General features: G+C 43.3%; 7 protein-coding genes. 5 read left to right on the forward strand and 2 right to left on the reverse strand.

Translation table 11 applies throughout. From position 1 onward, the window contains the following. The first annotated feature begins 370 nt into the window (after window positions 1-370). The gene (locus F6K37_RS16025) at window positions 371-1,144 is read left to right on the forward strand and encodes a phytochelatin synthase family protein (protein WP_009149408.1); all 774 of its coding nucleotides are present in this window, start codon (window positions 371-373) and stop codon (window positions 1,142-1,144) included. A 103-nt stretch (window positions 1,145-1,247) separates the two neighbouring features. Here F6K37_RS16025 and F6K37_RS16030 read toward each other — a convergent pair whose 3' ends face one another. Further along, the gene (locus F6K37_RS16030) at window positions 1,248-2,726 is read right to left on the reverse strand and encodes a sodium-dependent transporter (protein ID WP_009149410.1); all 1,479 of its coding nucleotides are present in this window, start codon (window positions 2,724-2,726) and stop codon (window positions 1,248-1,250) included. A 384-nt stretch (window positions 2,727-3,110) separates the two neighbouring features. Then, entirely contained in the window at window positions 3,111-4,430 is a 1,320-nt protein-coding gene (gene gntT / locus F6K37_RS16035; protein ID WP_009149415.1) for a guanitoxin biosynthesis MATE family efflux transporter GntT, read from the reverse strand. Between the two features lie 345 nt (window positions 4,431-4,775). Between gntT and F6K37_RS16040 the strand changes: the two genes are divergently transcribed. From F6K37_RS16040 to F6K37_RS16055, 4 genes are all read left to right on the forward strand, one after another. Further along, the gene (locus F6K37_RS16040; protein ID WP_009149420.1) at window positions 4,776-5,294 is read left to right on the forward strand and encodes an ureidoglycolate lyase; all 519 of its coding nucleotides are present in this window, start codon (window positions 4,776-4,778) and stop codon (window positions 5,292-5,294) included. A 307-nt stretch (window positions 5,295-5,601) separates the two neighbouring features. Then, the gene (locus F6K37_RS16045; RefSeq protein WP_287251144.1) at window positions 5,602-6,972 is read left to right on the forward strand and encodes a P-loop NTPase fold protein; all 1,371 of its coding nucleotides are present in this window, start codon (window positions 5,602-5,604) and stop codon (window positions 6,970-6,972) included. After that, window positions 6,951-12,038, forward strand: coding sequence for a WD40 repeat domain-containing protein (locus F6K37_RS16050; protein ID WP_287251146.1), 5,088 nt, complete (start codon window positions 6,951-6,953; stop codon window positions 12,036-12,038). The genes F6K37_RS16045 and F6K37_RS16050 overlap by 22 nt, the downstream gene beginning before the upstream one ends. Before the next feature lie 280 nt (window positions 12,039-12,318). Further along, entirely contained in the window at window positions 12,319-15,240 is a 2,922-nt protein-coding gene (locus tag F6K37_RS16055) for an nSTAND1 domain-containing NTPase (protein WP_287251147.1), read from the forward strand. The last annotated feature ends 128 nt before the right edge of the window (window positions 15,241-15,368 follow it).

Genomic DNA, 15,368 nt, shown 5'->3' on the forward strand with positions numbered 1-15,368 from the left:
CGTGTCTTCAAACTCCGAGTACCCCCGTTTCCCTTAAAAAAGGGGGACTTTGAGTATGGCTCCCCCCTTAATAAGGGGGGCTGGGGGGGATCTAATATCTTGCGGAAAACTTTGAAAACACACCCTAGGGGGGCGAAATCCACTTAACTGCGTAAGTCCTGATTTAATCAGATATAGCGTTTGTATTTGATTTGTGAACATACTCCCAAAGGGCAAGAGGCAACAGGCAACAGGCAACAGGCAAGAGTAACCCACCCGACACCTGACGTCAAATTAAAAAACCTACACCCTACACCCTACACCCTGCTCCGAAGTCCCTGCTCCCTAAAACCCAGAGATTTGTACCTCATCAGTATAATAATTGCTAGATATGATTAATCACAACGATGCTAAAAAATCTGCTCAAAAAAATCTACTAAAACTATTCCGTATACCCCTAAAAGCCACTCTAATTGGGTTTTTCCTTATCAATGGAGGATGCTTGGGAGGATGCTTAGCCCAGACAATTCCACTGACCGAAAATCTGATTAACCTCGATTCCGATCACGGCGAACAGTTACTGATGGCAAGCCAAGCCCGAGAAGACTATTTGCCCCTAAGTATTCAGTTTGTGACTCAGGAAAAGCTTACTTACTGTGGAGTAGCTAGTATGGTTATGGTGCTGAATGCTTTATCAATTCAAGCTCCAAAAGCACCCGAATTTAGGACTAACCGCTTCACCCAGAAGAATGTTTTGAATGCCAAAACTGAGCAAGTGCGCATGGCTGAGGTGATTGCTCGTCGGGGCATGACTTTGGAACAATTAGCAGGATTATTGGAAACTTATCCAGTTAGAGCAGAGGTTTACCATGGTGGTGATTTGACCCTGGATGAGTTTCGCAACATAGTGGTGAAGAATTTGCAAGAAGCGGAAAATTTTGTCTTAGTCAATTACTCACGCAAAGCCATTGCTCAGAAAGGTCCGGGACATATTTCTCCTTTAGCTGCCTACAACCAAGAAGCAGACCGTTTTCTGATCCTAGATGTCTCTCGTTACAAATATCCTCCGGTCTGGGTCAAGGCTGAAGAATTGTGGCAAGCAATGGCGACTAAGGATTCAGAGTCTAAAAAGACACGGGGGTTTGTGCTGGTGAGTCCCCGTTGATTGTCAAATTGATGGCATTTTCATTAATCTATCAATATTGAGGTTTATTTTAAGCTGACAGCTGACAGCTGACAGCTGAAGGCTTACAAATTAATCATTAAAATTAATCGGTTCTCCCATTGATCAATGTTTTGTCTGTGACCAGCAAAGACAAGAAAATAAGTAATGGCAAAAACACAATTGCCCAGCCAAGTCCTAAAGCCCAGGCTGGGTATCCTTCATAGGGAGTCCTAATATCTTTTGAAAACTGGGTTGCTAGCAAAGCGACTAAAGCCATAGGAATCAGGTATTTTATAGAAAAATTCCACCATTTACCAACCGTCCAATCACTAACTTGGTTCATGTATCGTCGCAGCTTTTCTGCACCATACACCCATCCCACTAGGATAGATTGGAAAATAGCTACCAACATCAAGTTATAGTTAGTAACAAAATGATCTACAATATCTAAAATGTATAATCCAGCTCTGGTAGTGTAAATAATTCCAGCAATAAATCCCCCTAGACAAACCCCAATTGAAACCTTAGCAACATTTCCCTGTTGTTGTTTGTCGAGGATAGTCGCATTCAAAGCTTCTACTAGGGAAAAAGCGCTGTCGATGCCTAGGGAAAGCAGCATCACAAAAAACAGCAGACTGAACAGCCAAGGCAAGGGCATTAAGCTTAAAGCTTCCGGAAAAACCACAAACGCTAGACCCGGACCAGAAGCAGCCAGCTCTGCCAAGGGGGTGTTGGTAACTCCTGCCATATATCCCAAAATTCCGAACACCACAAAACCGGCAAATAAGCTGATACCACTGTTGATCAAGGCAGTTAACCAGGTATCTTTAGCAATGTCATCCTCTGAGTTCTTGTAGCTAGCATAAGTCACCATAATTCCAAATCCCAGAGATAAGGTAAAGAAAATTTGTGAGAATGCAGCTGTCCAAACTTCGGGGTCAACTAATGCACTCCAAACCGGAGTAAGATACAGTTTCCAGCCATTGAGGAAACCTGGTAAAGTTACTGCTCGTAATAGCAATACCCCCAGTAAAATAATCGGAAGTGGCACGCTGTAGACAACGACTTTGCCCACACTGGTCGTGCCTTTCCAAACACAGAAATAAATCAAGACCCAGACTACAAGTAGAGACCATAAGATTGGCCAGTTGATACCACCTAATACGTTGACCCCATCACTGATTTGCAGAACACTATCAAAGAAGTAGCTTTTAGCATCACTCGACCACTTGACCCCAAAGGATGCCAGAAAGTAAATCAAGCTCCAGCCCATCACAACTGCATAATAGGAGACAATGATAAAGGCTGACATCAGGGCAAACAGACCGAGACTGCCGAAATTGGGGTGTAATTTCCTAAATGAGCCTATGGCTCCCCGTTGCATTTTTTGTCCTACCGCAAATTCCAGCATCAACAGTGGAACCCCAATTAGGACTAAAGCGATCAGGTAAGGCACTAGAAATGCTCCCCCACCGTATTTCCCAGCTAGGTAGGGAAAGCGCCACACATTCCCTAAGCCAACTGCAGAACCTACTGCTGCGAGGAGAAATACTGTTCTTGAAGCCCAACGTTGACGAGCCATCTACAATTCCCTCTATCTTGATAGTTCATGCTTCATACTTCATCCTTGATACTTCATCTTTTACAATTCATGCTTCATACTTCATACTTCTTTAAATTATTGTCATCGGTTTGCTTATTCCATCACAGGTTTTAGGGAGTAGGGAGTAGGGAGTAGGGAGTAGGGAGTAGGGAATAGAAAAAAAATTATCTGTATCTCATTACTATGAGAAACTTTTATAGCGTTTCTCGCAGTTATAATATAGAGTCTTCTTTGACGTTGATTTCCTATCTTGATGCAGCGGATCGCTATTCCCTGTTCCCTGTTCCCTGTTCCCTGTTCCCTGTTCCCTGTTCCCTAAAACCCAAAAAATTTGTACCTCACCTAATTGAAAAACCATATATTTCACTTCAACGTGCTTGGTAACTTTACGCCCAGTACTATCGCTCTTCCTGCCATAAACAAGGATAAAGCTAACCAAAGAAGATGAACACTTTGAAACTGCCAAGACGCCACAGCCATAGGGACAAATCCCACCACCAAGGCGATTACGGTAGAATTACGTAAGGTCTGTCCTGCAGCTAAGCCCAGAAAATAACCATCCAGCATAAACGCAATGGAACCAAATCCTAACACCAGGAGTAACCAAGGAACATAGAGAGTAATCGATTCGATCACCTCAGTGTGGTTTGTTAACAGCCCAAAGAGTGTCTGGGGAAACAGGATAAACAGGAAAGCAAAGTTAAGTCCCAATAGCAAACTGCTTCCTCCAGCAATTTTCAATAAAGGGACTAACTGCTCTTTTGCTCCCTGACCTTGTAAATTACCCGTCAGAGTTTCCGTAGCAAATGCCAATCCATCAATAAAATAAACAGCCAAGCTGAACACCTCTAGTATCAAAGCATTTTCCGCCAAGATTGTGGTACCAAGAGCTGAGCTCAAATTGGTAAAAATAGACAAGGTAAAAAGAATCGCTAAGCTTCTGATAAAAAGATTACTATTTAGGGTAAAAGTAGCTTTTATATCCAACAAGTTCCAAATTCGTTTGGCTACTGCTCTTAGCTCTTGCCACTTTATTTCTTGGCTAACTAAAACTATGCCCACTAAAACCATCACGTATTGACTAACTGCTACGGATAATCCAGCGCCAGTGCTTTCCCAACCCCACCGAATAATAGTAAAGTAATCGCAAACTATATTAGCGGTGTTACCGATAATGGACAGCAGCAAAACCTTACCACTCATTTCTCTACCGAGAAACCAACCAATCAGTACGAAATTGAGTAATGTTGCAGGAGCTCCCCAAATCCGAGCATTAAAATAAGCAATACCGGAAAATTTGACATCTGGTGTAGCACTTAACAAAGCAAATCCAAGCTCTCTGAGAGGATACTGTAAACTTAAGATAACTACACCTAAAATCAGAGCAATTAAGCCATTACGAAGTCCCACCAGCAACATAGCATCTCGGTCATTTCCTCCGACAGCTTGAGCGGTTATCCCAGTAGTTCCCATCCGTAAAAAAGCCAAACTATTGTAGATTAAGTTAAACAGGATGGTGGCGAGAGCGACTCCAGCTAAGTGGCGGATTTGATCTAAATGACCTAAGAAAGCCACGCTGATTAAACCCGCAAGGGGTATCATGAGAGTAGAAAGAATATTGATGATCGCCAGTTTCCAGAAGCGATAGACCACATTGTCTTGGTTTGAGCAAGTAAAAGTCATCAATTTATCTTAAAAATTCAGGCATGATTTAGTGTAAAATTAAGGATTTTATACCTTTTAAAAAAGGTTAGCTTAGTGGCTTTATCAAGTCGATACTATAGAGGATAATATTTTTATATCCCGAGATTAATATAGATATAATTATCGACTATAATATAAAGAATTACGACGACCATAACCCTAAAGATGAAACTGATGATTTTTTTGATGTTTTTTTTAAAATTACCTATACAAGGATACCATAAAGGAAAAGTAAAGACTAGTTGCCAGAGTAACAGCAAGGCACCTGGACAAGCTAAAATCAATAAGCTGTTAATTCTTAACTACTGACGGCGGAGGCTGAGGATGAGTAAAGTCAAGACGATTCAAAAACTATACGCGGAATGGGTGACATCAGAGAACTTTCAGCCCTACGGTCAAGTCATCTTTGCAAGTGTTGACGGCAAACCCTATGATCAAGATGATGCTCAGTTAAACCTCGAAAATGGGACATCCCGGTTTTATATCATGCGGCTACACCACAAAGGTCGTAAGTTTGATAAAATTACTCGTCATGTCCAATGTACTCAGTGTCTCGGTTCTCTAGAAGGGAAAGACTGGTTCATGGCTGTAGCTCCTCCCAATCAGGATGACCAACCAGTTTTAGAGGATATTGCGGCTTTTCGGATTCCAGGTAACTGCTTTATTAAATTAGAAGTAGGAACTTGGCACGCTGGTCCCTATTTTGACCAGGAATTTATAGATTTCTACAATTTGGAACTTGCTGATACCAATGTCGTCGATCATTTTACCCATGATTTTCTAGACAGCCATCAGTTACAGTTTGAAATTGTTATAGCAAAGGGAGTAGGGAGTAGGGAGTAGGGAGTAGGGAGTAGGGAGTAGGGAATATGGCCTAAAATAATGATCACAATTCCTACACTGATACCTAGAGTGAGTGATAATATAGAAGGGGGAATTACCAGCAATTACTAATACCATAATTATTCATATAAGCCAAAATAACTAAGCCAAAATAACTAATGACTAATATTATTGGAGATCGAATCAGTTATCAAATAATCAAATATTATGACTTTTACCTGTTCCCGATTCCCGATTCCCGATTCCCGATTCCCTACCTTGACAGGTAAATTTTAAACTTGGTGATGAAAAATAAAAAAGGAAACCTATGACAGTAAACATACAAAAATTATATAAAGCCTGTAATCCCAGCAAAACGTTAACGGTCGATCAGCCGGAAGACTGTAAGTATTATATCGATTTTTCCTCAGTGCGAGGGGGCAAGATCATTGAAGAGTTGAAGGATAATATCACTTTCTTCTCCATGGATGAGCCGACCTGCGAGCTATTTACTGGACATATTGGTTGTGGTAAGTCTACGGAGTTACTGCGACTGAAAGCCGAATTGGAGGAAGCTGACTTTCACGTGGTCTATTTTGAATCTTCTCAAGACTTGGAAATGGGAGATGTAGATGTCGGGGACATCTTACTCGCTATTGCCCGTCGCGTCAGTGAAAGCTTAGACAAAATTAAGCTAGGTGAACCGAAAGGCTTTAAAAAATTACTGGCAGGTGCGGCTAAACTGTTGCTCACTGAAATTGAATTAAGCGGTAGGGTAGGAGTTCCTGGGATTGGTGAGGTTGGAGTAGACACTGAGGGGGCGGTTTCCCTAGCAGTTGGGATTGGTGAGATTACGGCTAAGGCTAAGGATAGCCCGGATCTGCGCAGTCGCTTACGGCAATATCTCGAACCTCAAACCAATCGGTTGTTAGAAGTGATTAACCAAGAGTTGCTCGAACCTGCGATCGCAAACCTCCAAAAACTTGGGAAACAAGGGCTAGTGGTGATTGTAGATAACCTCGATCGGGTGGACGCTTCCCAGAAGCCTTGGGGACGTGATCAGCCGGAATATCTATTTGTGGATCGCGGAGCCCAGTTAAAGGGGTTACACTGTCATGTGGTCTACACCATGCCCCTAGCGCTACGATTTTCTAATGACTATAGTGCCTTGACTCAGCGCTTTGTGGTAGATCCCAAAGTGTTACCAATGGTACCGGTAAAGTTACGAGATGGTACTCCCCATGAACAGGGCATGGCACTGCTGCGACAAATGGTACTGGCGAGAGCCTTTCCTAATTTAGAGCCTGTGGAGCGTCTTGCTAGAGTAAAAGAGGTGTTCGACTCCCCTGACACTTTAGATCGCCTGTGTTACGCTAGCGGGGGTCATGTGCGGAATTTGCTCCGGTTTCTCAGTACCTGGATCAAGAAAGAAAGACGATTACCTCTGTCTCAAGGCATGTTAGAAAATGTAATTCGAGACCGCCGCAATGAACTAACCCTACCCATCTCAGACGATGAGTGGGAATTATTGTGTCATGTTGCTAAACACAAGAAGGTAGTTGGAGATGAAGGTTACCAAGTCTTGATCCGCAGCATGTTCGTCTATGAGTACCGAGACCAAGATGGGTCTTGGTTTGACGTTAATCCCATTTTGGCAGAAGCGGAAGGATTCAAATCATGCCTAGCTTATACCGCGTAGAAGATGCGGATGCCTACAACAACAATTCAATGCAGGAACTCGCCTGGGCAATGGAGACGTCCCAAGGGGAGTTTTCCCTGATTTTAGCCCGCCGCAACTATGAAGCTTTACAGGATTACATTGTGCGGAAGTTGCGGCAAGTCTGTGCTATTGAGTTCCAGGAAATATACCTGAACCAGTCGGTTAAGGTGAAGAGTCTCTACACCACTATCTTGGAGCAGCTAGGGGATCAACAGCCACCTGCCGTGATGGTCTTCGGTTTAGACTCCCTGAGCAACCTGGAGCAAGTACTAATCACTACCAACCAAGTGCGGGAGGAGTTTCGCAAGCATTGCCCCTTCCCTCTAGTGTTATGGGTAAATGACGAGGTATTGGAAACGCTAATTCGGTTTGTGCCGGATTTAGAGAGTTGGGCAACAACCACAAATTTTGTCCTCTCCTCAAATCACTTGATTGAAGCTCTAGCAGAGCGAGAGAGTTATTTATTTACTCGTATTTTGGATGCCGGTGGGGATCAGTTCCTACCCAATACCGCTATTTTTGGTTCCAGCTATTGCCGAGAATTGGACTCAGCTTTGAGGGATTTGCAAACTCGTGGAGATGTCTTAGAAATAACCCAAGAAGCTAGTTTGCCATTTGTGCTTGGTCGAGAAGCTTATATTAATGGTCAGATCGATCAGGCGTTAGAGTATTATCAGCAAAGTTTAGCATTTTGGCAGCAGGAATCTAGGAGCTGGGAAACACAACAACAGGAAACACAACAGCAGAGTAGTTTCCCCTCCCGACTAGGTCAAGCTACCCCAATATCTCCTTACCTCCGGACGTTGTCAAAGGAGCCCTCAACCCCTTCATCCCCTCAACCCCTCACCCCTTCACCACGAGAACGTCAAGCTCTACTGCTGTTTCATATCGGTTTGTGTTATCTGAACCTGGCTGAACTCAATCGATCCCAAAGTCGTCACCACTGGATCACAGCCAGAGGGTATTTTCAAAAGTGTATCGATACATTTGAACAAGCAAAACGCCCAGATTTAATTGCCAAGTTTATTACTAAACTTGGCGAAACCCTACAACGACTGGAAGCTTGGAAAGACTTACAAGGTCTGGCGCAACGCTCCCTGGTACTGCACAGAACCTATGGCAATCCACTGCAACTGTCTCAAGATTATGGATTTATCGCTGCAGTCGCCCTTCAAGACTGCCGTTGGATGGGCGCTCAGCAAGCAGCTAGGAAAGCTTTAGAACTTCTGACACGGTTAACTAATACCTCTGGACAGTATCAGATGTCCTATCTACTGCTTCTGGCTCAAGCGAAGCGGCATTTGGGTCTCTCGGAAGAGGCGATCACTATCCTGGAAAGGGCTAAGGAAACCGGTCCGATGGATTCTCCACAACTTTATATTCGCATTTTGGAAAAATTGCGGACGCTTTATTTCCGGCAAAAGCAGTATCTAGAAGCCTTTCGGGTCAAACAAGAACGATTCTCCGTTGAGCAGCAATATGGTTTCCGTGCCTTTATCGGACCTGGTCGGCTTAAACCTCATCTACGCCAAAGTTCTACCTTACTCCTAGAGCAGGAAACCCCTGCTGAGGAAATCACTGCTTCTGTACGTCAGAACGATGTAGAGCGCTTAGTGGAACGTATTGGCAGCACCCAGCACAAACTGACAGTGATTTATGGTCAGTCAGGGGTAGGTAAGAGTTCTGTCCTAGAAGCTGGATTAGTCCCCACTCTCAAAACTAAGGTAATTGGAACCCGTGATGTCGTACCAATTTTGGTAAGGGTTTATACCGATTGGGTCAGGGAAGTCTGGAAATCCTTAGCATCTTCACCGTTAAAAGTTGACCAGTTTAACCTTGAGAGTTCTTCTGTGTTGAACGTTGACCAGTTGAACGGTGAAGGTTCTTCTCAGTTGAAGGTTGACCGGTTGAAGGTTGTTCGCGAAGCGTGGCCGAAAGGCCAAGGTTCACAGCAGTATTCTAACCTGCAACCGGCAACCCAAACTAACCTGCAACCAGCCACCCAAACTAACCTGCAACCAGCCACCATTTTAGAGCAATTGCGACAAAATGAACATCGCAATTTGCTAACCGTACTGATTTTTGACCAGTTTGAAGAGTTTTTCTTTATTTGGGAGAATCATACTGAAAGAAAACGCTTCTTTGATTTTTTCCGGGAGTGTCTTCAGATTCCTTTCGTCAAGGTTATATTGTCATTACGGGAAAATGATTTGTATTTTTTGTTGCAGGGAATTCGTCATCAAAATTTTGATTCAATCAACAATAATATTCTCAATAAAAATATTCTTTATTATTTAGGTAATTTCTCCCTAGAGGATGCTAAATCTATTATTCAACGACTAACCGAGCGCTCTCAAGTTTATTTAGAAGAAGCCTTAGTCAATACGTTAGTGCAAGAACTAGGTAGTAGTGAAGGAGAAGTTCGTCCCATTGAATTACAAATCGTAGGAGCTCAACTACAGACTGAAGGAATTACTACCCTAGCTCATTATCGGAGAAAAGGTCCTAAAGAAAAATTGGTGCAGCGTTACCTGCAAGAAGTGATCGCAGATTGTGGATCCGAAAATGAAAAAGCTGCTGAACTTATCTTGTATTTACTCACCGAAGAAAATAACACGCGCCCGCCTAAAACCCGCCAGGATTTGGAAAAAGATTTAAACGCCTTGGCAGTGGATTTAGCGATAGAAAAAATAGACCAGTTAGATTTAGTCTTAAATATCCTGGTCGAATCAGGATTAGTGGTGCTCTTACGAGAAAGTCCCCTTAACCGCTATCAATTGGTTCATGATTATCTAGTTTCTGTGATTCGCCAGCAGCAAGATAGCGAATTACTCGCCAAACTTAAAAAAGCCCAAGAGCAACATCGGCTTTCTCAAGCCCAGTTACAGAAGTCGAAGATAGCACTCACCGGCTCTATTGCTCTAGTTGGTATGTTAGCGATCTCAACCCTCTCTGCCGCTATATTTTGGGCGCAAGCTAGAAACAACGAAATCAGAGCTTTGATTAAATCCTCAGAAGCCCTTTACGGTTCCAATAGTCATGCCCTGGATCCACTAAAAGATGCCTTAGAGGCAGGAAAAAAACTCAAGTGGTCAGTTGGGGTAAGCTCTGACACTAAGGATATAGCGATGAGTTCTCTACAGCAAGCCTTTTATGGGGTTAGAGAGCGCAACCGCTTAGAAGGTCATAATGATACAGTCAACAATGTTAGTTTCAGTCCCGACGGTGAGCTAATTGCTACGGCTAGTTCCGACAATGTCAAAATCTGGTCCAAGGAAGGGAAAGAACTCTACACGTTAGCAGGAAAGCATAAACATAAGGATGAAATCAGAAGTGTTACCTTCAGTCCTGATGGAAAGTTGATTGCCACGGCTAGTAAAGATAAAACTGTTAAAGTCTGGCAACGGAATGGTAAGTATATTCAAACCCTGACAGGGCATACCGGTTGGGTTTGGAGCGTGCGTTTTAGCCCTGATCTCAAAAGCCTTGCTGCTTCTAGCGAGGATGGAAGAGTTATCATCTGGAGCCTCGAAGGCAAAAAACCCCAAATCTTCAAAGCCCATGATAAAGCAGTGCTCAGTATTAGTTTCAGCCCCGATAGCAAGGTGCTGGCAACTGGTAGTTTTGACAACACGGTTAAACTCTGGCGTAGAGACAGGAATGGCTTGTACAAGAGAAAGCCTCTAACCATACAAGCCCATGAGGATGCGGTTTTCAGCGTCAGTTTCAGTCCCAAAGGTAAACTGATTGCTACTGGTAGTAAGGATAAGACTGTCAAACTCTGGAAAATGGACGGTACTCGGTATCAGACATTGGGAAATGATGACCATGAAAGTCATCAAAGTACTGTGACTAGCATCACTTTCAGTCCGGACGGTCAGACCCTTGCTAGCGCTAGTGCTGACAACACCGTTAAACTTTGGAATCGAAATGGCAAGCTACTGGAAACCCTTACCGGTCATGAAAGTACCGTATGGAGCGTTAATTTCAGCCCCGACAGCCAGACCCTTGCTAGCGCTAGTGCTGACAACACCGTTAAACTTTGGAGTCGATACGGTAATGAACTCCCTATTCCCACAGGGGAAGAGAATACCGTTTTCAGCGTCAGTTATAGCCCCGACGGTCAGACTATTGCTACGGCTAGTAAGAACAACACTATCCAACTCTGGAGCTTAAATGGTCAATTGCAGCGAACTCTGACTGGTCATACCGATTGGGTGTGGGGTGTTAGTTTCAGCCCTGATGGTAAAACTATTGCTAGCGCTAGTGCTGACAAGACTGCCAAACTCTGGAATAAGAATGGTAAGTTACTGCACACCCTATCTGGTCATGAGAAAGTGGTTAGGAGTATCACTTTCAGTCCCGATGGTAAAATTATCGCTACGGCTAGTCGGGACAACACAGTTAAACTCTGGAATCAGAATGGTATCCTGATTAGAACTCTGACTGGTCATACAAATTGGGTAAATAGCGTCACATTCAGTCCTGATGGTGAGACTCTTGCTACGGCTAGTGCTGCTACGGCTAGTTCTGACCCAACCGTCAAACTCTGGAATGTTAGTGATGGCAAGGAACTGAAATCTTTCGATGGTCATACCGATTGGGTTTTTAGCGTTCGTTTCAGCCCTGATGGTAAAACCCTGGCCTCTGCTAGCAGGGATAAGACGGTTAAACTCTGGAATGTTAGTGATGGTGAGGAACTAACATCTCTTGATGGTCATCAGAATACCGTCTGGAGTGTGGTATTTAGCCCCGATGGTGAAACCATTGCTACAGCTAGTGCTGACCAAACTGTCAAGGTTTGGAACAGGAAAGGTAAACAACTTCAAACCTTTTATGGCCATGATGATGGTGTAGTTAGCCTCAGTTTTAGTCCCGATGGCCAGACTATTGCATCATCAGATTCATCTGCTAGAGTAATTATATGGAATTTAGACAATATCCGACATCCTGATCAACTACAGTCCCTTGCTTGCGATTGGCTACAGGATTATCTGAAGCACAATACTAATGTCAATAAGGGGGAGCGTCGTTGGTGTCGTTAGTGGGTGAGTGCTGAGTCCTGATTCCGTGAGAAGCAGTCTGGCATGGGATGGCAAACCACTATGGCAATTTTCATAATTGTTAGGTAGTAGTGTTAGATAGTGTTAGGTAGTGTTAGGTATTAGGTGTTACTACTTAACACTTAATCAGATCATGACTAATCACAAAAAAATCACAAAAAATTGCCATTTTGCTACCAGGATAGAATTTAATTTCCTGATAACATAATTACCTCACTTGCTGGCATACGCACTTGCTGGCATAAGCAATATCCTTAAAATCATGATTAACTCACCCCTACTCGAGCCTGTAGCTACTCACCACCGGGATGCTGTAGAAGAACTAGCCTGGGCAATAGCTGCTAGTGAGGGACAGTTTTTACTGATGTTAGCACACTGTAATTATGCCAAGTGGCGTAAGCGAGTGGTGCGCAGGCTACACAAAATTTCTTCTGTCCCAATCCGGGAAGTATTCCTAGACCAATCTGCTTGTACACTCTACACCACCCTCCGACAGGAAATCGGGGAGGAACAGCCAGCAGCCTTGATGGTGTTTGGTTTAGAGTCAGTCACGGACCTTGATGAACTGTTAATCGCCACTAACCAAGTTAGAGAAGAGTTTCGCAAAAATTTCCAGTTTCCATTAGTGTTGTGGATTAACGATGAGGTACTGTGTAAGCTGATTCGCATCACACCAGATTTTCACAGTTGGGCAACAACGGTTATGTTTGAAATCCCAACCTCAAGACTAATTCGCAACCTACAACAAAAAGCCAATTCTTTATTTACCAAAGTCTTGGAATTAGGTGCCAGTGAAATTTTCCCCAATGATGCTATCTTAGGTGCTGGTTATACTACGGAAATTAAGTTTGCCTTACGGGATTTGGAAAGTGGGAACCACGAGTTGCCACCAGAGTTGCTAGCCAGTCTTAACTTTGTCTGGGGTCGAGAGGCTTATGGATTGGGCAAGATTGATGTTGCTATTACCCACTATCAGAAAAGTTTAGAATTCTGGCAACAGGAACCCCGCAAGCAGGAGAGCAAGCCAGAAAACAACGGTGAGATTCTCCCTGGACTTGGTCTGCCTACCTTCATATCCCGTAAACCCATTACCCCTCCACGTCGCGAGCGACAAGCAGTTATCCTGTTTCACCTAGGATTATGCTATTGCGATCAGGCTAAGCAGTATCCACCGGGAGACCCTAGCTATCGAGAAAATTGGCACAAGGCTAAAGAGTATTTAGAGCAGTGTATGGTGGTGTTCGAGCAAGAGCAACGACCGGATTTAGTGGCTAAGTTGATTAATCAACTCGGTGAGATACTGCAATCTCTGGAAGCCTGGGACGATTTGGCAAGTCTAGCTACAAAGTCTCTAGCACTACACAGAACCTACTCTGCTCCTGTTCAACTGGCTCAGGATTATGGATTTATAGCAAAAGTGGCGCTACACAAATCCCGCTGGCAGGAAGCTTACACAAACGCAATATATGCCAATGTAATTATAACAAAAGTCACAGAAGAACAGGGTGTTGCCCACCATAGGGAAGATTTGTTGGCCTATGCAGCAGAGGGAAGAGGGGGAAGTAAAAAATTGTCCTATTATCCCCCAAGTATCCAAGCCCAAGAACAGCAACAGTACCCTAGCTATCAGGAAAATTCTGCTTTATCTTGCCTCAATGGAGTAGTTAAAATAGATAAACAGATTATAAATAAATATACAAATAAATCTCCCGTTGGTCGCTATCTGTTACTTCTGGCTCAAGCGCAACAACACTTGGGTCAACATTCCGAAGCGATTAGCCATCTGGAACGGGCTAGGGAGTTAGGGATTCAGGATGACCCGAAACTCTACCTGGAAATCCTGGAAACTCTCGGAACCCTCTACTGGCAACAAAAACGATATCAAGCAGCATTTAGATTAAAACAAGAACGGCTTGCGATCGCACAACAGAATGGTTTACTTGCTTTTATCGGTGCAGGTAAACTCAAATCCTCCCAACAGAATCAGTTAGCACAGAATCAGTTACCACAGAATCACTTAGCACAGACAAAGAGTAAAGGTAGCGCTACCGTATATCAGGCCATGACTGCTTCCGATTGGCAACACAAAGTAAAAGAGCTAGTGCAACGCATTGCCAGCACCCAGCACAAACTAACTGTAATTTATGGTCAAGCTGGAGTGGGCAAGAGTTCCTTACTAGAAGCTGGGCTAATCCCTGCCCTAAAACAACAACCCATTGGTAACCGTAATGTAGTCCCAATTAGATTGAAGGTTTACACTGACTGGGTCACAGAGCTGGGTCAACGTATCCTAGAGTCGAAGGGTGAAGGTTATTCACCGTTGAAGGTTGAAAGTTTAAAGGTTGAAGGTTTAAAGGTTGAAGGTTTAAAGGTTGAAGGTTATAAAAACAACTTTGAACTGGTTACTATTCTAGATCAGTTGCAAAAAAATCAACGGCGAAACCAGATAAACATCCTGATTTTTGACCAATTTGAAGAGTTTTTCTTTGCTTGCCGAGAGCCAGCTGAACAAAAACGCTTCTTTGAATTTTTCCGTGACTGTCTTAATATTCCCTATCTCAAAGTCATCCTGTGTTTACGGGAGGATTATCTACACCTATTATTAAAGTGCGCTCGTCAGGTAGATTTGGATGCCATTAATAATGATATTCTTAATAAAGGTATCCTTTATTATGTCGGGAATTTTTCTCCAGACGAGGCAAAATCGATTATTTATAATCTAACCACTAAAGCTAAATTTTACCTAGAGGATGCATTACTCGATGAGTTGGTAAACGACCTAGCTAAGAATGAACCAGTGGGAGAAGTAAGCCCGATTGAATTACAGATAGTGGGAGTGCAACTGCAAACTGAGCAAATCACTACCTTAGCAGCTTATCGACAAAACGGATCAAAAGAAAAGCTAGTGGAGCGCTATTTAGAAGGGGTTGTTTCTGATTGTGGTTCAGAAAACCAAAACGCGGCTTGGAAAATTTTGGGTTTGTTAACGGATAAGCATGGTACTCGACCATTCCGAACAAAAGATGACTTAGGAGCAGAGTTACAATTATCCACTGACCAGTTAGATTTTATCCTAGAGCTATTGGTCAAATCAGGTTTAGTCATGAAATGGCAGCAAGAACCAGAAGCTCAATATCAACTGATGTATGATTATTTAGTTGAGCCGATTCGTAGGCGTTGCTGATTGTAAGCTATCAGCTATCAGCTATCAGCTATCAGCTATCAGCTATCAGCTATCAGCTATCAGCTATCAGCTATCAGCTATCAGCTATCAGCTATCAGCTATCAGCTATCAGCTATCAGCTATCAGCT

The sequence above is a fragment of the Moorena sp. SIO4E2 genome (assembly GCF_010671945.1).
GTDB classification, from domain to species: Bacteria; Cyanobacteriota; Cyanobacteriia; order Cyanobacteriales; family Coleofasciculaceae; genus Moorena; species Moorena producens.